The sequence below is a fragment of the Caldisphaera sp. genome (assembly GCF_049974385.1).
GTDB lineage: Archaea > Thermoproteota > Thermoprotei_A > Sulfolobales > Acidilobaceae > Caldisphaera.
In genome coordinates, this window is the sequence record NZ_JBMFIW010000028.1 from 1 (window position 1) to 18,994 (window position 18,994).

An 18,994-nucleotide genomic window follows, 5' to 3' on the forward strand; every position below is an offset into this window, starting at 1 on the left:
TGCCAGCTACTGTATAACGAAATTCTTCATCTTCTTTAAGTAATCTCAAAAATTCTTCTTTAATTGCCATTGTTCCCTATTTATATATTATCAAAAAAGCTTATAAACTTGAGCTAAAATCATTATACGTAAATTAGTTAATAAATACGCTATTGGAATACAGATATGGTTTATAGAGCAGTTAAGGAAGTAATAAATTCATAGTATTTAATAGTAAATATAAGATTTCCCTTTTATTTAATACTAATATTTTATTCCCTTAATTACAGATGAAATAAAGTTTAAATTTAATCCCAATTTTATTAAATCATTAAGCTCTAAATTAACTGATAAATATTTATACCAAAACCACTTTGGTATGTTATTTAATACTTCTACCATATCGATTGATTTTCTATATTTATATGTAAACATAAACAACTTCCTGGATAATGTTGAATCATTAATTATTTTCTTTGATAGTTTTAGGTAATAATTTTTTACATTGTTAACTTCTAAGCCATATTTTGCTATAGCATTAGATAAAGCATAAGAAGACTCTATAGCTGGCCTATTACCCTCTCCACTTATCGCTAAAACTAAGCCTGCAGCCTCTCCTACATAAAAAACATTGTCAGAATAAGATTTATATTGAGAAAAAACATCAAGGGGTGCAGCCTTTACATCTTTGATTTCAAAATCTTTTAGATTTAGTTTTGCATATTCCATAATTGATTTACTAAGTATTTCATCATTCCATAAATTCACAAATCCCCCTCCCATGTTAACTAACTTACCATCATTATCTGCTGGAAAAATCCAATAAAGCCCCCCTTCATTAGGCCTAAAGTCTAATATAACATGGTTTGGGTCCCATTCAGTTTTTAAAATATATCTTTTAACTAATATTTTGTTTTTCAGGCTTCCAGAAAAAGGACCTCTAGCATCAACAGTTATAGATCCTTTTTCACCTTTCCAATTGTTATATATTACTTCAACGCCATTAGATATAGAAGCTTCTCTTAAATATTGGACAAACCTAGATTTATTTACTATATACCAAGGTGAAGAACCTCCAAAGTCTATTGTGGAGCTTTCTTTGTTGTTAACATATATGCTAAAAAAATTTGGAATAGTAATTATAGAATCTGATTTCTTTATAAGACCTATTGTGTTTTCAGTTCCAGTTATTTGCTCTCCGCAAGCCTTATCATATTTTTTAATAGGATCATATGCCGTAATCTTGAATCCTTTACTTGATAAGGTATATGCTAAAGTTGAGCCTGAAACGCCTAGGCCTGCTATTATTATATCTTTCAATGTCTCTACCACATATCTTTTTTAGAGGAACCTTTTAAAGGATTGTTAATAAATCTTAATAGCTTCAAAAAGATTATTAAATTTGAGGATGAAGATGGGTAAGCTTAAGTTAGAAGTTGAATCAACTAAAAGCAAATCAGGCCTTCATGCTATGAGGAAAATGATAGTTGTTTTTAAAAAAGGAAAGGAAGAAATAATTAATGAACCTGCAGAAGAAGGTAAGGGTACTTATAAAACGGGTAAATCTGGTTATGTAAATCTAAATTTAGAACCAAACGAGTACGCAGTTCACATAGTTTTAGTTAGGAATTTAAAAAATAGAGTTAAAGGGAGGTTTAAAGTATATAATCATGAAGGGCAAGAGATGTTAGAAGTAAAATATGAAAAGCTTAAAATTAGAAGATCATGGGGGGATAAAAGTCTTTCTTGGCTTATAGATAAAAGTATTGAGCTAATTGGTCTATCAAATTATGTGAGGCATAAAAACTATGGGACAGGACATACAGTCAAACCTTCTTGATCTATTAAGTTTTTTAAACGAAATAGTTAAAAATCAGAACTCTAAGATCTCATACATTTATAATGAAAATTATGGGTATCCAGATTTAGGATCAAATATTAAAGATATGAACTTATCAGAAGAGCTCAAAAATGCTTTGATTAACTATGGTATAATTAAATTATATAAGTTTCAACAAGAAGCCATGGAATCTATATTAAAAAATAATGATACAGTTATATCGGCAGGTACTGCAACGGGAAAGACTGAGGCATTTCTAATACCTATACTCAATTTATTAAAAAATAATAGTGAAGAAAGATCACTTTTTATTTATCCAACAAAAAGCTTGGAAAGGGATCAAATATCAAGGATATCTAGCTTATCAAAAGAATTGGGAGTAAGCTTTGGGATTATAGATGGAGATACGCCGCCTAAAGAGAGGACCGAAATTTATAAAAATACACCTCAAATATTGATAAGCAACCCTGATATGATCCATTTAGGATTATCTCTCTCATCAGAATTTAGAAATGCTTTAAAAAATTTGAAATTCGTTGTAATAGATGAAATGCACATTTATAAGGGTATTTTTGGTTCTCACATGAAATGGATATTATATAGGTTATCCAAGCTTTCAAATGAAGATGTTTTATTTATAGGTTCAGGAGCAACAATAGGAAATCCAGAAGAAATGGGAGAAAGTCTTTTTGGAAGAAAAGTTAAAGTAATATACGGGCCTAAGAGGAGAAAAGGAACAGCTCTTCACATTTTTATAGATCATGGCTATATGAGTAGGTGGACTTTTTCTTCTTACATAATTTCATCTTTAATAAAAAAAGGATTAAAGGTATTAGCCTTTACAGATTCCCAACAAATGAGTGAATTAATTTCAAAAATATCAAGAAAAAATTATAATACAAATGTATTAGTTCATAGAGCGGGATTAAGCGCAGAAACAAGAAAAAAAGTGGAAAATGATATAAAAGAAGGGTTAATAAAAGGAGTAGTTTCAACATCAACTCTTGAATTAGGCATTGATATTGGGGATTTAGATGCAATAGTTATGACTTCTTTACCTAAAAGTTATTCAAGTTATTTGCAAAGAGCTGGAAGAGCCGGAAGGAGAGGTAATCCTGGATTAGTGATAACAATAATGGGCGATGATCCTATAGAGTCATTTTATCTAAACAACCCAGAAAAATATTTTTCTCAAGAGCCGGATCCAGGTTATATAGAGCCTAGAAATAAAGAAGTATTAAAGTTACACTTTATTTCATATTTATTGCAAAAAGGTTTTATCAAAAAAGATGATATGCCCGAGGAGTTTTTAGATGTAGTAGATGAATTATTGCAAAAAGGTTTTATCAGCATTAGCAATAACATATATCATCCAAGTTGGAAAGAAGGTAGGAACTTTATTTTAAACAATTCTATTAGATCAACAGGACCTATAGTTAAGATTTATTATAAAAACAAAAACATAGGGTATAGAGAAATGCCTCAAGCATTATATGAACTTCATCCTAACGCTATATATTACTATTCGGGTGAAACATATTTATCAATAAAGCTTGATGTAAATTCCTATAGAGCTGAAGTTATAAAATTAAATGATGTCCATTTCTATACAAAACCCTTATATAATATAGATGTAATAGAAGTTATACCTAAAGAAAAAAGGCTTGCTGGAATAATTCCCATAACCTATGGGGATCTGCACATAATGATACAAGTTGAAGGGTATGTAGTTAAAGATGAGTATTCAGGTAGCATAATATCTACTTCTTACTATGAAAAACCCATAAAATGGGATTATTGGACTAAAGGGATATTAACAAAATATCCAGAATTAATGTTTGAAAGCGGAGAAAAGAAAATAAGCAGCTATCATGCTTTAGAGCATGTATTGATCTCTGCATCAAGGCCAATAATTGGTGCATCTGATACAGATCTAGGCGGAATAAGTTATCCCTCCGGTCATATAGTTATTTACGATTCATCAATTGGAGGTCATGGTGGTTCAAAGCTTGTTTTTGATAGGTTTGAAAAAGTTGAAGGACTGGCTTTAAAAATAGTTTCTTCTTGCAATTGTGAAGACGGTTGTCCTAGATGCGTTTTTTCTCCTTATTGTGGAAATAATAACCAATATTTATCAAGAAAAGGAGCCTTATCACTATTAAAATATGTTTTTGAAAATAAAGAAACAAAAAACGAGGAAGGAAAACCTTTGGGAAAACCTTTAGCTTAAGCTGTTATGGGTTTCTCATAAACTTCTAATTTCTCTTTGCTTACTTCTTCTAGGCTTTTCATCTTAGGTTCGGGCAATAATACGAGAGTTATTATAAATCCTAGTGCGCTTACTACAGCAAGAAGCTCTAATATTGGTTTTAATCCATAGAACTTTAGCAAAAACGGGAATAGAAAAGTAGTTATTGCAGCACCCGCTTTTCCAGATGCAGCAGAAATACCATGACCTGTAGTTCTATATTTAACTGGATATAATTCTGAAGGTAAGACGAAAGTTGTTGTATTAGGCCCAAAGTTTATGAATAAGAATGTTAATCCAAATAATATGTATGCTAGTTGAGTAGGTATTAAAAATCCAGCAATTTTTGTTCCAGATGCTATAATAGATGCTGATATAACAGCGTAAAGAATTGACATCATTGCAAAGCCCATCAACTGTATGAACTTTCTACCTATTTTATCTATGAAAGCTGCAGCTAAGAAATAACCTGGAATACCTATTAGCAGCGGAATACCAGCTCTTAAAACATCTGCCCTTAACCCTTTTGATCCACCTAATATAGCTGATGTGATTGGCGATGAAAACACTCCTGCGCCATATAAAGCTATATCCACTAAGAACCATGACAATGAAGTTCCTAACAATAATAAGCCATAATTTCTTAAAAATTCTGTTATACTATAATCTTTAGATTTTACTTGAGTCGTGCTTATATTTCCTCCAACAAAGCTTGCTGCCTTTAATGCTTCTTCTTTATCGTGTTTTACTAATAAACTAAATCTAGGCGTTTCTGGTATTTTTCTTCTATAATATATAACTAAGGCTGGTGGTATTGCTCCAAAGCCCGCTAATATCCTCCAAGCTATTGATGCTGGGAACAAATATACAGATATTAGACCTACTATAACAGCAACGCCATATCCTATCCCTTGGAAGGCAAAAACTAGAGAAACCATTTTTCCTCTATCTTTTCTTGGTGAATATTCACTCATTATTGTAGCCGATATTGGATAATCTCCTCCTATCCCAAAGCCCATTAAAAATCTAGAAGCCAATAGCCAATATATATTTGGAGAAAAGGCGCTCATTAATGCTCCAATAGCTAGTATTGTAGCTTCTATACCATAAACTTTCTTTCTACCAACAATATCTGCGATTCTGCCAAAGGTCAATTGGCCTAATACAGCTGTTACTATTGCTGATGATGCTAATAAAGACGAGTAATAAGTTGTTACTGGAAATGATGGTGATGCGAGCTTGTTTAATATAACCAAAATGATACCGATAACAAATAAATCATAAGCATCTGTAAAAAATCCCATACCAGCTGTAAACCAAACTTTTAAATGGCTTATGTTTGTTTTCGTATTATCTATATATCCAAATGGGTTGTGATTGCTCATGTTTTTTCTCCAAGTCTCTGTTTATAAAATATATTTATAAACATTTCTATAGAAACTATAGATTTCTATATAGTCTATGTAGAAAAGGCATAAATTAAAAATATAAATTAAAATAAAGAGTATAACGAGTGTGAGAAACATGGATAATGTACCCCTTGATATGGTGAATTTAGCCAAAGAAATAATTAAAAATTCGTACGCTCCATATTCTAAATATAATGTTGCATCTGTTGTAAGAACTGATAATAACAATGTTTACTGGGGGGTTAACATTGAAAATGCTAGCTATGGTCTAACAATGTGTGCTGAAAGGGTAGCTATTTTTAATGCAATATCTCATGGGGAGAAGAAAATAAAAGAAATATTAGTTGCTGTAAATAGTGAAGAACCAGCTATTCCATGTGGTGCTTGCCTTCAAGTATTATCAGAATTTGGAGACGATGATACGCAGATTTATTCTATATCATTAAAAAGTAACAAGTCAAAATTTTATAAATTAAAAGATTTACTGCCATATAGATTTTCTTCAAAAAACTTAAAAATTTAGAAATATGGTCTCATAGCATAATTTATAGATTCGAAAGTTAATGGATGAGGCCCACAAACCCAAGCAAGGTTTTTAGCGGTTAATCCGTTTTCTAATGCTACAGCAAATGCTCCCATAAGCTCTGCAGCATCATGAGCATATACTTGAACACCTAATATTCTTAATGTCTCTTTTTCCAAAAATATTTTCATCCATCCTTCTCTGTGATTAGTTATTTGGGATTGAGCATCGCCAGCTAATTTATAGTCTACAGTATCATAAGGTATACCTAATGATTTTAGCTCATCTTCAGTATAGCCTATTAAACCTATTTCTGGGTATGTAAACACTGTAAATGGAACTGAATGATAATTCATTCTATAAGCATCTCTTCCTATCAATATGTTTTTAGCTGCTATTATACTTTCTTTAACTGCAGCATGGAATAACATAGCCTTACCTGTTACATCCCCTGTAGCAAATACGTTAGGTAATGAAGTTCTCAAAGATGGAGAGACCCAAATAGCATTTCTCTCTATTTTTAAACCATCTTTTTCCAAATTTTCTAAACCATATCCTTTAAGTCTCGGTTTCCTACCAACAGCCATTAATACTTCGTCTGCTTCTACTTCAATAACTCCTGATTTGCTATTAGCCTTAACTATCTTCTTGTCTCCTTTCTTTTCTATTGATGCTACCGGACTGTTTAAATACAAGTTAACCTTAGCTTCCTTCATATGTGATTCCGCAGCTTTAGATAAATCAATTGGCATGGTTGGCAATAATCTATCCATCATTTCTATGATAGAAACTTCTACTCCTAATCTTGATAGCATGTCGGCGACCTCAACTCCAATATATCCCCCGCCAATTATGGCCATGGATTTTGGAACTTTTTTCATAGTTTTTTGATAGGCAAAAAGATCATCACTGGTAATTACCATATCCTTTCCTGGTATATTCAATATAATATGTTCTGCTCCAGCACCTATAACAAGATATTTTGTATTTGCCTCAAAATTATCTTCACCTTCTACTTTAACTTTATTAGGGGAAATTATTGTTGCCCATCCTTTAACAAATGTTAGGTTTGGTTCATGTTCTCTAATCTCTTCCATATGCTGTTGATATCTAATGTCTTGCACGTATTCTTTAAGTTTAATAACCTCGCTCCACACTTTTTCAGGATCAACTTCTTTATTTGTTGAAGTGAATTCCAATATCTTCGTTCTAACTGTTTTAGATGGTATACAACCTGCGTATAGGCAATCTCCTCCCAAATTACCTTTATTATCTACCATTAAAACCTTCTTCCCAGCCTTGGCGAGCTCAAAAGCGCCTGGATAGGAAGCACCTCCACCTCCTATGAATGTTACATCGAAATCTCTTTGAGTCATTCTTACCACCTGTATACTGTTAAATATTTTGTTAAATAGGTTAGAGTTTAAAAATATTTATTATTAGCTTTAATAGAAACTGATTAGAGTTTGATTAACTTAAAAAGCTCAGAGGAAAGTCGCTCATCACTTCTCAGGGTCGCTCCATCCTCTTCATTGCAATTTGTAATAATTGTTAAACAGGTAAATAGCTTTATATAGAAATTTTTTAAATAAAAGCCTTTAATTATTATTATAGGAATATTAACTGGGGCTGGATATGAAAAATGTAGTGATTGCCGGAACTAATGATGTTTCAAATGAAATAGCAAAATCTATATCAAATTCTTTATCAGCTGATATATGCAATCCGATATATAAAACATTCCCAGATGGAGAAAGTTATATAAGGATACCATGCGAAATAAATGGAAAGAGAGCCATAGTAGTTCAATCTCTTGTATATCCTCAAGACAAATCTATAATAGAAACTATTTTATTAGGTGATGCCATTAAAGAGCTAAAGGCTGAAGATCAAATACTAGTTTCTCCATATTTAGCTTATGCCAGACAAGATAGGGTATTTTTAGAAGGCGAGCCGATTAGCGTAAGATCTATTTTAAATATATTTAAAGAATATTATAATATGCTGTTCACAATAGAGATACATAAGGAGGAAAGCCTGAAGTATTTTGGTAAACCATCAATAAATATAAGGCCATATATTTATATGGCAGAAAAAATTGGTTTTGACAAAAAGAACATAGCTGTTTTATCTCCAGATATAGGGGCAATAGATAGAGCAAAGTCCCTTTCTTCTTATTTGAATTGCGAATATGATTATTTTGTAAAGAGCAGGGACAGGGTTACAGGAGAAATAACAATGCAACCAAAGGAATTAGATGTTAAGGGTAAAGATATTATAATAATTGATGACATAATTAGCACTGGGGGTACCATATTAAAGGCATCCCAAATTTTGAGAAGCCAAGGGGCCAGAAAAATATATGTTATGGTATCCCATGCTATATTATTAAACAACGCTGAAGAAAAACTGATTTCTTCAGGTATTGATAAGATATATGCGGCAAATACTTTACCTAAGAAAGATAAGGTCCATTATATAGATGTCGGCCCACTTATTGCAAGCAATTTAACCGCTTATCTCAATTAAAGCCTCAGAATCCGGCAAAAGCTTCCAATCCTTACCTATGCCTACTATAACTAGCATTGATTTCGGTTCTGCGCCAGCTTTTCTAATCAACTCAATTAAGGCATTTAATGTATGTCCTCTAACGCTAAAATCATCAACTATAAGTATTCTCTTGCCTTTTGGAAGCTCCCTCTTAGGAACATAAAAAACAGTATAAGATGCTGGTCCACTAAAATGAATTCCATCTATAATAGGTTCAGTAATTAAAGGCCTCTGTTTCCTAGCAATAACCATTGGTACTCCTGAGGCTATGCTAATTGATGTTGCTAAGCTTATTCCCCCAGTTTCAGGGGTTAATATTTTATCAAATTCTCCATTAAACCTTTTCTTTGCATACTCAGATATTAATAAAAGGGCATCTGGGTTCCAAGTAACGCCGCTTATATCATAAAAACCATTGTAAATTTTAATAGCTGTGGCAACTATATTTGATATAACTTGTTTTGATAAAAGCGCATTTAAGATTTCTTTTGCATTGCCTTCAGAGGGTAAAGTGTATTCTGTAGAATATCTGGAAATCACGGATAAAGGTAGTCCTGTTAACTCTGATACCTTTGATAGGGGCAAAAATTTTCTAGCAGATCTTAGAATTTTTACTGCTCTTAGCCTCTCATCATAGTTTTGCTGTGGCATTTATAAACCCCCTTTATAATTTATGCTCAAACCTTAAAATTATAACATTGAATAAACTATCTTTGCAAGCTCTAAGGCCCCATCATTATAGCTATTAGGGACAAGATGCCTAACCTTTTCAACTGCATTAATTAATGATTCTTCATTAACATCATCGGGAGGTAAATAATAAGCGTTTAGCTTCTTTGCCATAATTTCGGATTCTTTTAATCTGATTTCATTTTGCATCCATTTCCATTCTATATTTGGAGAAAGTATTGTCGGCTTTTTGTATTTTAATGAACTTTCAACAGCAGTCCTTCCGAAATGCGTTATAACAATCCTTGCATTTGCTATGTATTTTTCCAAATCAGGATCGAATTGAAAAACTTTCCATTCGGGATGAGCTTTTATGTAAGGCGTTGGATCAACTTTACCAGTTTGCAATACAACGTTTTCTAAGTTGGTTTTTGATAAAGAATCGAACAACTTTTTATATCCATAACTGCCCGCGCTAACTAATATATACCCTTCATCTTTGATTTCATATTTTAATTTCCCTAAAAATGGACCAACTACTTTACCTTTTTTATTAAATTTTAATTGCTCTTCCCATTGAAATGCTATTAATTTCGATATCCTACCCAATGTCTTAATGGTTCTGCTAGGCTCTAAAAATCTCTCAGTAGATTCAAAAACTATTATATCCGAGCCTTTTAACCATAAAGCAATACCAGCTGATATACTATGATTGCTACCGCTAGCTATAGCTATTTTATAGCCTTTCTTTACTTTAATTAAAGACTTTATAATAGCAATAGGGGCTCTCAAAATACCTAAATATAAAGACTCGCTTGGATCTAAAAACTTAGGGGTTTCTGAAACAATTTTTCCATAGTTTTTAACCGAATTCCTAGTCCAATCATCTTTTTCAGGTATAATAAAATCAACTTCTATGCCCAGATCTATCATATGCTCAGCTAAAGCAATGCTATGCCCTGTGTGCCCTCCTCCGCTTGCTATTATTAATACTTTTTTCATGTTATCACACATTTTTTATAAGCTTTGAAATAAAAAATCCAGGATAACCTCTCTCCGGACTAAACCTTATTCCATAGTCATTTTTTATTACATCAGCTTTTATGTTTATTTCTTCAACATCAAAACCTATGCTCGTTGCATACCTAATATTTGCCTCATTTTCGCTATAAGTTAATGTACATGTAGAATAAATTAAAGTACCTCCAGGTTTTAATAACTTAAAGGCTTCGTTTATAAATTGCTTTTGATATTTAGTTAAAACTATCATATCCCTTAAACTCTTTTGATCATATAATTTTGGTATAACTCCTAGGTTTGTACAGGGGGGATCAATTAAAACCAGATCTGCCTTTTCATTTATTTTAAGTTCTTGGCTAGCATATCTAGAATCTCCTCCTATAATTTCTACCCAATCATAGCCAAGTCTATGAATTCTTTCTTTCAAATCGTTTACTTTGCTTGGCCTATCTATAGCTATTATTTTAGAATTCCTGTTAAACTTTTGTGCTATTAATCCTAACTTACCTCCTGGTGCTGCATTCATATCTATAATAATAGGATTTTTCCCAAAATCATTTGTATCTATTATTTCTCCTATTAAGATGCTCGGTATGCTTTGTGAATATATATAACCTTCATTAAATCCGGGTAGCTCTCTTATTTTAGGCGATTTGTAAACAGAATCCTCAACAATTACGGCAAGTCCATTCTTTAATTTATATATATCTTCCCAATCTATTGCTGATGTACCTGAGGCAAGAGGTATATTATTTTTACTAAAAATTGTTACTTTATCTCCTTTCTTTATTTTATCTGCTTTAAGTATACCTGGTATATATAAGTTACTACCAAGATAGACCGATTCCGATGCATATTTATTTACATATATTTTTTTATTATATATAGGAATTTCATAAGGTCCATTTATCGGAGCCCAGATAGCATAATCTATATGTTCATCTTCATAGAAGTTTATTCCATTTTCTTTTAATATTTTTAAATATTCATTTTTAGATATCTTTGTTGTATTAACTCTTAAATAAAATCTATCTGGAGGTTTAGAAAGCATTTTAATTATTTTACATGAATTTCCAAATAATGAGTCAAGTTCTTCTAATAATCCTATATCATACTTCAAGGTCTCATTACAATTTATATGCATGTCATTTTTTCTCATCTTGATTTCTCCCCTAGTGTACAATTAACATTATAGTAATTTCAGATTTGTTCTAATGAATTTATATTAGAAAAGATTTTTAATAATTTTGTTTTTATATAAAATAGGTGAGAAAATGTCTTCACAACTTAAAGTATTAGTAATTTTATCCAGTAATGATGTAGATAAAATATTAACAGGATTATTATGGGCTACAAATGCATTAAAATATAAATGGGCTTCTGATGTAAAATTAATATTTTTTGGACCCTCTGAAAAATTATTAAGTTCAAGAAATGATAATATATTAAAAGCATTAAAAGAATTTTTATCTTATGCCAATCAGCGCCCCCTAGCATGTAAATTCATAGCAGAAAAAGATGGTACATTAAATATATTACAAACAGTTTCTGCGGAATTTGGTGTCGATGTAGTTTATGTGGGCAGTAAGATTTCTTCATATATTTCGGAAGGATACGTACCATTAGTTTTTTAAATATATTTCAAAATATAAAAACAAATTTTTAGTAACTGAACAATTAAGCTGTAGTTATACTTTTTTGTTGAGGAGTATAATTTTTCATAAACAATGAAGTTATAAATGTTAAAAACGAAAATATTATTCCTATCATAAATGTATAATTAAATGCTAAAGGTCCAGGCTCAGTAAAGAATGAAAAACCAAATTTTGGCACGTAGTATGCAGCGTAAGCAACATAAGTTGTCATTAAATTTGCAGTCATAACAGGTCCTATAGAAGATCCTAAAAATCTAATCATAGTATTAAAGCCTAGGCCTACTGTAATGCTGTCTTCTGGCATTGAAATTGCTATTATATTAACTATAGGTGTCATTATTGATATTATTCCTATTCCAGTCACAAAAGAATCTAGAATTAAAGGCAACGTTCCTTCTCTATTATATATAAACAAGGCGAATCCTATTGATGAAACAATAGAACCATAAATAAGCACTGGTTTTGGTCCTAATGAGCTGACAGCCATTCCCACTATAGGCGCAATAATTATCATCGCTAAAGTTGCTGGTAATAATGAGAGAGCAGCATTTATAACGGACAATCCTAAACCATACGGGCCTGGTTCTTCCGCGTAATAAATAACAGCCAGATACAATGAGAACATAGTTACTCCTGAAAACAAACCAGCTAAATTCGCTACCATAACATTCTTAATTTTTAAAAGATCCGGCCTTATTAATGGATTTCTTGATTTGTTTATATAAACTAAAAATCCTACAAACAATGCTAGGCCAAGACCAATTATAGGTAATTGTAATAACGAAAACCAACCCTTATATGGAGCTTCAGTTAAATATACCAAAATTAAAGCGGTTCCTATAGATAATAAGGTTGAACTAAAATAATCTATTTCTTCTTTTTTAACTGGAGGATGAGGTCCTATACTTATATAAGAAATTATTATGGCAACTATTGCTATGCCAAAAGCTATATGAAACATTGCTCTCCATCCAAAGTATTCATCTATATATGCTCCAGCTATCATTCCTATCGTCATTCCAATAGCTACCATAGCGCTTAAAATTCCTTGAGCAAGAGCTACTCTTTCTTTTGGAAATATATCTGTAATTATAGCTATACTTAAAGGAAAAATAGAGAATCCAAAGCCTTGGACTGCTCTTGCCCCTATTAACGAATAGACGTTTGATGAAAAACCAGCAAATAGGACAGCTAAAGAATACAGAATTAGAGAAATGAGATAAAGCCTCTTTTTTCCAAAAGTATCTCCCATTTTTCCGAAAAGAGGAGCTATCGCAGCGCCTACAACCAGATAAGCTGAAACTATCCAAGCAGCTTCTTCATTAGTAGCTGATAAAGCTTCTTCTATATGAGGGAGTGAAGGTATAACCATTGCTTCCACATAGCTTGTTAGTGCAGTGGTAAAAGTCAGTACCCCAAGAACTAAATAGGGATTTTCGAAATCCTTTTGCATTGAAAAATCCACCAGATTTAATGCTTTCTCCTCCTTAGTCCTATTATTGCCATAACAACTAATATTATGATTACAATTGCTGCAATTACATATAATATAGTAAATGAATTCAATTTACCTAATGAGTTTAAAGAGAACGACGAAGATATAGTTATTGGTACTTCAATTATTTGGTGCATCGGTGTCATTGTAGGTGGTTGATACCAAGTTATTGCAATAGGTATATTATAATTTCCAGGTGATATACCTGACGAAGCACTTATTACAAACGAGACATTAAATGCTCCTCCGCTAGGTACATCGCCAACAGTATAATTAATAGTTTCAGCTCCAATTAACGGATTAATACTAGATGAAACATACGGAGTTATAATGGGATTAGGTAATAGAGTAACTGTTGTGAACTTAGCTACAGAATTTCCCAAGTTAATTAATGAAACAGTTATATATGTATTTGATTCTCCTTGAGTAAATGTGTTATGATAAACGTTTGATACTACAAAATATGATGAAGGTTTAACATCTACAGGAATATCAAAATACTCATCTATATTATTTCCTTTAACTACTAATATTACCATAGCATTGAAAGGAGCTGGTATCTGTACAGTTTCATATGGCTGTAGTAATCTTATTGAACTAGTTACATTTTTTATTTCAAGAGGAAATGAAATATTAATAGGAGTCCCTGGTGGTAGGTATCCTATATTTATTGTATTAGAACCAGGATATAATGGAGATAATTGAGGTGGAGTAACGATATATGCACTAACATTACTTGCAATAACATTACCTTCATTAACTAGATAAACAGTTAATACAGCAGCTGTATCTCCTGCGTAAATAACAGAAGGAGTTGTTTTAAATCCAGCAAGCTTTAAATTGACATAACCCAAAATAGGAACAGAATAATTTAATGTCATGTATTTAATTATTGGTATTGTTTTATTAGTTTGTGGTATTGTTTCAAACAGAGTATACTTTATATTGAGTGTTTGATTATATATTTTATCTTCAGAATTGTAGCTTATATTAAATAATCCAAATAGTTTCAAAGTAGTTCCTGGATTTAATACAGGTATGTATAGACTCGGTGTAGTTTCACCTTTTGATAATATTAGAGGATAGGAAATTGTAGAATTAATGGTAACATTATATAAAGTATATGGACCTAAATAAGTTATCGTTATGGTTAAGGGTAAAAATGAACCTCCAGGGTATGCTAGCATATGTGATTCATTTGTTCCCCAATAAGAATAAGCTACGAATGATGGTTTTAGAATTGGAGTAGTTTCTGCTTTACCTATATTAAGAAATGATAAGCTAACTATTATTAATGAAATCACCAGCAGTAACATGAATATATTTGTTTTTTTCCTCATTTTATACACCTCCTCTATATATATTAGATAGGTATATAAAAAATTACTCATGATTAAAATAGTGTGATTACAATTAAATAATTGGCTAATAAAATTAGAAGAATAGTTTAAGGGATTATTAAGTATAACAAATATAAGATATCAAGCAATCTAATCCTTACGAGGGCCGGTAGTTCAGTGGAAGAATGCCGCCCTCGCACGGCGGAGGTCCCGGGTTCAAATCCCGGCCGGTCCATTTATTTGGTACCCATCATCTTGTATATAGTAAATAAATCTAGGTTCGTGTATTTGTATCATTGTATGTACATGGAAAAGTAACTATGCCATCATATACCCTAATTATAAAGGCTTTAGCAATTATATTTTGCAGATAACATATAGTTGTTTTTATTTGGTAAAGTTACCTAAAATATGATTAATATATACACTGCTGGCTTTTAACTTCCAACACCAGAGACCCACGTGTAAGGATAGGGTAGTTTACATATTCTTTAAACGGAAAGGGAATTTGATGTAACAAATTTTTAATAATTCTACTTAATTGTTAATTTTTAGTTAAAAATACATTAATGGGAAAATTTAAATATATGATATCATAATATTAAGCTTTGTCGGTGTGTTGCATATGGGAGAGGAGGGAGGGCATAAGTAATTAGCTAGAGGTAGTGTAACGTTTTTAGAACTAATTTTTCAATCTATATCCTTCACAGCTCCTGCAATAGCTGCGCTAGCAACTATGACAGGAGCCGCGAGCTTCGCTTATGGAGCTTTACCTTTAGCTTATTTACTTGCAATACCTGCAGTTTTTGCAGCGGCATACGTTGTTTACGAGTTTTCCAGAAATGTGGCATCAAGCGGAGGATACTATAGATATATAGAAAGGGGTTTTGGTCCAAGGGTTGGTGCGTTTGGTGGATAAACTTACATGCTTTATACAGTTATAGGTGCAACACCTTTTTATATATTTTGAGACATCTTTGGCTATAATATTTGGCCTTCAAGCTTTAGGAATTTCGTTACCTAGTTATTCTTGGTATCCATTAGGTTTATTGGTTGCTATATTAGCATTTTTATTAGCATATCTTGGCATAAAGCCCTCATTAAAGTACAGCGTTTATACAGGCACAATAGAAATGGCATTGATATTTATTTTAGGTATAGTTATATTATTACGCGTTCACAACCCATGGGATCCAGGTGTTTATAGCTTAAAATATTCTCCTCTTGGCTTAATGGGTGTAGGCCTTGGAATGGTTTTTGCCTTTACATCATATGCTGGCTGGGGCTCAATGACTTTTCTTGGAGCAGAAGCGAAACAGGCGCACGTTAACATAAGGAAAGGCGTTATAGCAACTATAGCTCTTTTAGCAACTTTCTTCACATTTGCAAGCTACACAATGACTATAGGTTGGGGACCTAATAATATGAGCACTTATTTTAGCAACTTTGTGCCAGGTTTAATTGAAGCAGTAAAATATGGAGGCCTTATAATGGCCGCAATAATATTTATTTTCATGGCTAACAGCGGTTTTGTTGATACAGTTGCGATAATAAATGCTGGTTCAAGGGATATGTATACCATGGCAAAGGATAATGCTTTACCGCAAAAGCTTTCCTACACTCATAAAAAATACAAGAGCCCCCACATATCATTAATAATTATGACAGTTGTTGGAATAGCTTTGTTCACAATAACAGGTTGGGTCTTAGGACCATTAAACGCATTTTTGGTAACAGGTTTATGGACAGGCTTAGGTACTTTAATAGATCACATAATGGTTAATGCAGCCTTACCATTATATATGAAAAAGAAGAATAGGCTTAACTTAGCTCACATAATTATACCCATAATAGCAACTTTAATATTTGGCTTTGCCATATACGCGTCATTTACCTCTATAAACATTTACGTAATAATAGGTACAACAGTTGTTGCAGCATGGCTAATAGCAGGAGCGATAATTTATTATAGGAAAAAGGACCTAAGAGTTAAATTAGAGCAGGGAGAAGAGATTTGAGGCTAGATGGTTTTGATTTATCTAATGTACATTTTACTTGGTCCCCATCAAATAAACCAAGGCTTTATATAAAGCCCGGAGATGAGGTAGAAGTATTAATTCCAGATTCATCAACAAACCAAATAAAATACGATTTTAAAACTGAAGATATGCATAAAATAGATGAATCTAAATTTGATGGAGCTGTTGGGCCAATTTATGTTGAAGGGGCTGAAGAAGGAGATACTTTGGTTGTTACATTAAAAAAGATTGAAGTAGGGAATTGGGGATGGTCAGCAATATTAAGCAACTTTGGTCTATTAAAAGGATTGTTTAAAGAAAAATTAGTTATATGGGATATAAAAGACGGTTATGCAATTGCTAAAGATTTTTTAAAAGGCATTAAGATACCTATAAGCCCATTTTTAGGAGTTATTGGAACTGCGCCAAAATTTGGAGAATTACCAATGATACCTCCCCATAGCTCGGGAGGTAACATGGATAATAGATTATTAACAGAAGGCTCTGTTATTTATTTCCCAGTTAACGTAAAAGGAGCATTACTTTCTTTAGCAGACCCTCACGCATCTCAAGGTGATGGTGAAGTTTCAGGAACTGCGATTGAAACTTCGGCAAGGGTTATAATAAAGGTAGATTTAAGAAAAGGGGAAAGGATTGATACGCCAAAGGCCTTCGTTAGCATAAATGATACGGGTAAACAAATAGTAACTATGGGTATAGATAAAGAACCTGTAACAGCTGCTAGAAAGGCAGTTTTAAACATGGTTGAAGAGCTAAAGGGTAGGGGCTTAAGCGGGGAAGAGGCATACATTTTATGCAGCGTAGTAGGTAGCTTAAAGATGAGCGAAGTAGTTGATGAACCAAACTATGTTGTTTCATTTACTATTCCAGAAAAAATAATAAATATTAATGCGTAAAAATCTTCCTTTTTCTAAAAACGTGTGTGCAATAATGAGCATGGATAGGCATTTCAATCCATTAGTGCTAGATAATCCATTTAGGAAAATTTTAGATAGGAAAGATAGGGTTTTGAATTATGTTAAAGGAGATATGATCGTTGCAGATATAGGTTGTGGGCCAGGTTTTTACACTATAAAGCTTTCAAAGATAGCTAAAACGGTTTACGCCGTTGATTCTGATAAGAAAATGATAGATGTATTAAATAAGAAGATCGAAAAGCTTGGAATAAAAAACGTTGTAACTCAAGTAACCTCAGCAAATAACTTGAAAATTGAACCTGAAACCGTTGATTTCGTTTTTTCAAATGGTGTTTTATGTTGCATGGTAGATCATAAGGGGGCTATTAATGAGATATACAGAATTTTAAAGCCCAAGGGTAAGGCTTATATAAGCGTTGAAACTTTGAGTAAAGGCAAAACTTCTGTAAGTGAAAATGAGTGGAAGGAGCTATTAAGTAGGTTTAAAATAATAAAAGAAGAAAAGAAGTTGTTTACTAGGGAAGCGATAGTAGAAAAAAGTGAAGGAGATTAAAAGAAGTGTTTTTTAACTATTAGTTATTTTTAAAAATTGTTGATTTAATTATTGTCTAAAAGAAACCAAAAAGTTATTAACGAAGTTAATAGTTTAACTATTATTTCTTATTTGTTATTCTTTAGTTTTAATGTTTTTATACCTTTAATTTTTAACCACTAATAGGTGATTAAATTGGTACCTCAAAAAGTTATAAGCTCATATCATTATTACGATCCTGTTCACGCTTATTTCTTAGTTTATGGTATTAAAAATAACAATTTTAGTGAAAAAATTAAAATAAATCCAAATTATGAAGAATTTGATAAATTAAACCAAAGAGTTATAAATCAAAAAGACCTTGAGGTTACAGCAGTTTCAGCAGTTAATTTGTGGAGGATTGCAGACAATTATTATTTGTTGAGGAGCGGAAGCACACAAAGAAGCGATGTTGGGCCTATAATTGTTTCAAAGAAGAAATATCAAAGGGATGAGATAAAAGATTTGAGAATTGCAATACCTGGTAAAAGTTTTAGCGGCTATTTCTATTATAAGCTTTTCTTCAATGCGAAGGAAGAGGTTGTTGTAAGGTTAGATAAAATAATAAATAGCGTAGTAAATGGAGAAGTTGATGCAGGATTATTAATACCAGGGCCAACAACAACGGCTTTATATCAAAAATACGGTTTGGTAAAAATTGCTGATATAAATGACGAATGGAAAAATAAGGCAGGAGATCTACCATTACCATTAGGATCATATGTAGTTAGCAAAAGGC

18 protein-coding genes and 1 tRNA gene are annotated in these 18,994 nt (G+C 32.1%); 11 read left to right on the forward strand and 8 right to left on the reverse strand.

Annotated elements, in window-relative coordinates; all coding sequences use genetic code 11:
- Positions 1–243: 243 nt before the first annotated feature.
- Positions 244–1,311, reverse strand: a complete 1,068-nt coding sequence (locus tag ACP5GV_RS07135) for an NAD(P)/FAD-dependent oxidoreductase (RefSeq protein WP_428103065.1) — start codon at positions 1,309–1,311, stop codon at positions 244–246.
- Positions 1,312–1,393: 82 nt separating this feature from the next.
- On the opposite strand from ACP5GV_RS07135, the gene ACP5GV_RS07140 reads away from it, so the two are divergent.
- Both ACP5GV_RS07140 and ACP5GV_RS07145 read left to right on the forward strand, forming a co-directional pair.
- Positions 1,394–1,819 (forward strand): hypothetical protein, encoded by a 426-nt coding sequence (locus tag ACP5GV_RS07140; RefSeq protein ID WP_428103067.1) that lies wholly within the window; start codon positions 1,394–1,396, stop codon positions 1,817–1,819.
- Positions 1,788–4,049, forward strand: a complete 2,262-nt coding sequence (locus tag ACP5GV_RS07145; RefSeq protein WP_428103069.1) for a DEAD/DEAH box helicase — start codon at positions 1,788–1,790, stop codon at positions 4,047–4,049. The genes ACP5GV_RS07140 and ACP5GV_RS07145 overlap by 32 nt, the downstream gene beginning before the upstream one ends.
- Here ACP5GV_RS07145 and ACP5GV_RS07150 read toward each other — a convergent pair.
- On the reverse strand, positions 4,046–5,452 hold the full coding sequence (locus ACP5GV_RS07150; protein ID WP_428103072.1) for an MFS transporter: 1,407 nt from the start codon (positions 5,450–5,452) through the stop codon (positions 4,046–4,048). The genes ACP5GV_RS07145 and ACP5GV_RS07150 overlap by 4 nt on opposite strands.
- Positions 5,453–5,591: 139 nt before the next feature.
- Between ACP5GV_RS07150 and cdd the strand changes: the two genes are divergently transcribed.
- Positions 5,592–5,999: a cytidine deaminase gene (gene cdd / locus ACP5GV_RS07155; protein WP_428068584.1), complete on the forward strand. Its 408-nt coding sequence runs from the start codon at positions 5,592–5,594 to the stop codon at positions 5,997–5,999.
- Here cdd and ACP5GV_RS07160 read toward each other — a convergent pair.
- Positions 5,996–7,375: a dihydrolipoyl dehydrogenase family protein gene (locus tag ACP5GV_RS07160; protein ID WP_428103074.1), complete on the reverse strand. Its 1,380-nt coding sequence runs from the start codon at positions 7,373–7,375 to the stop codon at positions 5,996–5,998. The two genes, cdd and ACP5GV_RS07160, sit on opposite strands and share 4 nt — an antisense overlap.
- A gap of 259 nt (positions 7,376–7,634) precedes the next feature.
- Between ACP5GV_RS07160 and prs the strand changes: the two genes are divergently transcribed.
- Positions 7,635–8,528: a ribose-phosphate diphosphokinase gene (prs, locus tag ACP5GV_RS07165; protein WP_428068586.1), complete on the forward strand. Its 894-nt coding sequence runs from the start codon at positions 7,635–7,637 to the stop codon at positions 8,526–8,528.
- Here the strand turns inward: prs and ACP5GV_RS07170 are convergent.
- The 3 genes from ACP5GV_RS07170 to ACP5GV_RS07180 are packed head-to-tail and all read right to left on the reverse strand — an operon-like array spanning position 8,508 to position 11,397.
- A complete protein-coding gene (locus ACP5GV_RS07170; protein WP_428090438.1) occupies positions 8,508–9,200 on the reverse strand; it encodes a phosphoribosyltransferase family protein in 693 nt (230 codons plus the stop codon). The two genes, prs and ACP5GV_RS07170, sit on opposite strands and share 21 nt — an antisense overlap.
- Positions 9,201–9,239: 39 nt before the next feature.
- Complete coding sequence (locus ACP5GV_RS07175; RefSeq protein ID WP_428068590.1) at positions 9,240–10,220, reverse strand: UDP-N-acetylglucosamine--N-acetylmuramyl-(pentapeptide) pyrophosphoryl-undecaprenol N-acetylglucosamine transferase; 981 nt, start codon at positions 10,218–10,220, stop codon at positions 9,240–9,242.
- Between the two features lie 4 nt (positions 10,221–10,224).
- A complete protein-coding gene (locus tag ACP5GV_RS07180; protein ID WP_428068592.1) occupies positions 10,225–11,397 on the reverse strand; it encodes an RsmB/NOP family class I SAM-dependent RNA methyltransferase in 1,173 nt (390 codons plus the stop codon).
- A 115-nt stretch (positions 11,398–11,512) separates the two neighbouring features.
- Between ACP5GV_RS07180 and ACP5GV_RS07185 the strand changes: the two genes are divergently transcribed.
- The gene (locus ACP5GV_RS07185) at positions 11,513–11,872 is read left to right on the forward strand and encodes a hypothetical protein (protein WP_428068594.1); all 360 of its coding nucleotides are present in this window, start codon (positions 11,513–11,515) and stop codon (positions 11,870–11,872) included.
- A gap of 43 nt (positions 11,873–11,915) precedes the next feature.
- On the opposite strand, the gene ACP5GV_RS07190 is transcribed toward ACP5GV_RS07185, so the two are convergent.
- Together ACP5GV_RS07190 and ACP5GV_RS07195 are read right to left on the reverse strand one after the other, a co-directional pair.
- On the reverse strand, positions 11,916–13,346 hold the full coding sequence (locus ACP5GV_RS07190) for an MFS transporter (protein WP_428103076.1): 1,431 nt from the start codon (positions 13,344–13,346) through the stop codon (positions 11,916–11,918).
- A gap of 17 nt (positions 13,347–13,363) precedes the next feature.
- Positions 13,364–14,728, reverse strand: coding sequence for a COG1361 S-layer family protein (locus ACP5GV_RS07195; RefSeq protein ID WP_428068597.1), 1,365 nt, complete (start codon positions 14,726–14,728; stop codon positions 13,364–13,366).
- Positions 14,729–14,891: 163 nt separating this feature from the next.
- On the opposite strand from ACP5GV_RS07195, the gene ACP5GV_RS07200 reads away from it, so the two are divergent.
- The 6 genes from ACP5GV_RS07200 to ACP5GV_RS07225 form a co-directional block, all read left to right on the forward strand.
- Positions 14,892–14,963, forward strand: a tRNA-Ala gene (locus ACP5GV_RS07200).
- Positions 14,964–15,464: 501 nt separating this feature from the next.
- Positions 15,465–15,647, forward strand: a complete 183-nt coding sequence (locus tag ACP5GV_RS07205) for a hypothetical protein (protein ID WP_428103079.1) — start codon at positions 15,465–15,467, stop codon at positions 15,645–15,647.
- A gap of 58 nt (positions 15,648–15,705) precedes the next feature.
- Positions 15,706–16,746, forward strand: a complete 1,041-nt coding sequence (locus ACP5GV_RS07210) for an APC family permease (protein WP_428103081.1) — start codon at positions 15,706–15,708, stop codon at positions 16,744–16,746.
- Complete coding sequence (locus ACP5GV_RS07215) at positions 16,743–17,663, forward strand: acetamidase/formamidase family protein (RefSeq protein WP_428103084.1); 921 nt, start codon at positions 16,743–16,745, stop codon at positions 17,661–17,663. The genes ACP5GV_RS07210 and ACP5GV_RS07215 overlap by 4 nt, the downstream gene beginning before the upstream one ends.
- 34 nt (positions 17,664–17,697) lie before the next feature.
- Positions 17,698–18,237 (forward strand): class I SAM-dependent methyltransferase, encoded by a 540-nt coding sequence (locus tag ACP5GV_RS07220; RefSeq protein ID WP_428103086.1) that lies wholly within the window; start codon positions 17,698–17,700, stop codon positions 18,235–18,237.
- 174 nt (positions 18,238–18,411) lie between these two features.
- Positions 18,412–18,994, forward strand: a 583-nt coding sequence (locus ACP5GV_RS07225) for an MqnA/MqnD/SBP family protein (RefSeq protein ID WP_428103088.1), incomplete at its 3' end; no start/stop codon positions are given.

What these genes read in the sequence shown, in the direction of transcription:
- ACP5GV_RS07140 (WP_428103067.1), top strand. Translation starts at nt 1,394, where the DNA reads ATGGGTAAGCTTAAGTTAGAAGTTGAATCAACTAAAAGCAAATCAGGC.
- ACP5GV_RS07145 (WP_428103069.1), top strand. Translation starts at nt 1,788, where the DNA reads ATGGGACAGGACATACAGTCAAACCTTCTTGATCTATTAAGTTTTTTA.
- ACP5GV_RS07150 (WP_428103072.1), bottom strand. Translation starts at nt 5,452, where the DNA reads ATGAGCAATCACAACCCATTTGGATATATAGATAATACGAAAACAAAC.
- cdd (WP_428068584.1), top strand. Translation starts at nt 5,592, where the DNA reads ATGGATAATGTACCCCTTGATATGGTGAATTTAGCCAAAGAAATAATT.
- ACP5GV_RS07160 (WP_428103074.1), bottom strand. Translation starts at nt 7,375, where the DNA reads ATGACTCAAAGAGATTTCGATGTAACATTCATAGGAGGTGGAGGTGCT.
- prs (WP_428068586.1), top strand. Translation starts at nt 7,635, where the DNA reads ATGAAAAATGTAGTGATTGCCGGAACTAATGATGTTTCAAATGAAATA.
- ACP5GV_RS07170 (WP_428090438.1), bottom strand. Translation starts at nt 9,200, where the DNA reads ATGCCACAGCAAAACTATGATGAGAGGCTAAGAGCAGTAAAAATTCTA.
- ACP5GV_RS07175 (WP_428068590.1), bottom strand. Translation starts at nt 10,220, where the DNA reads ATGAAAAAAGTATTAATAATAGCAAGCGGAGGAGGGCACACAGGGCAT.
- ACP5GV_RS07180 (WP_428068592.1), bottom strand. Translation starts at nt 11,397, where the DNA reads ATGAGAAAAAATGACATGCATATAAATTGTAATGAGACCTTGAAGTAT.
- ACP5GV_RS07185 (WP_428068594.1), top strand. Translation starts at nt 11,513, where the DNA reads ATGTCTTCACAACTTAAAGTATTAGTAATTTTATCCAGTAATGATGTA.
- ACP5GV_RS07190 (WP_428103076.1), bottom strand. Translation starts at nt 13,346, where the DNA reads ATGCAAAAGGATTTCGAAAATCCCTATTTAGTTCTTGGGGTACTGACT.
- ACP5GV_RS07195 (WP_428068597.1), bottom strand. Translation starts at nt 14,728, where the DNA reads ATGAGGAAAAAAACAAATATATTCATGTTACTGCTGGTGATTTCATTA.
- ACP5GV_RS07205 (WP_428103079.1), top strand. Translation starts at nt 15,465, where the DNA reads ATGACAGGAGCCGCGAGCTTCGCTTATGGAGCTTTACCTTTAGCTTAT.
- ACP5GV_RS07220 (WP_428103086.1), top strand. Translation starts at nt 17,698, where the DNA reads ATGAGCATGGATAGGCATTTCAATCCATTAGTGCTAGATAATCCATTT.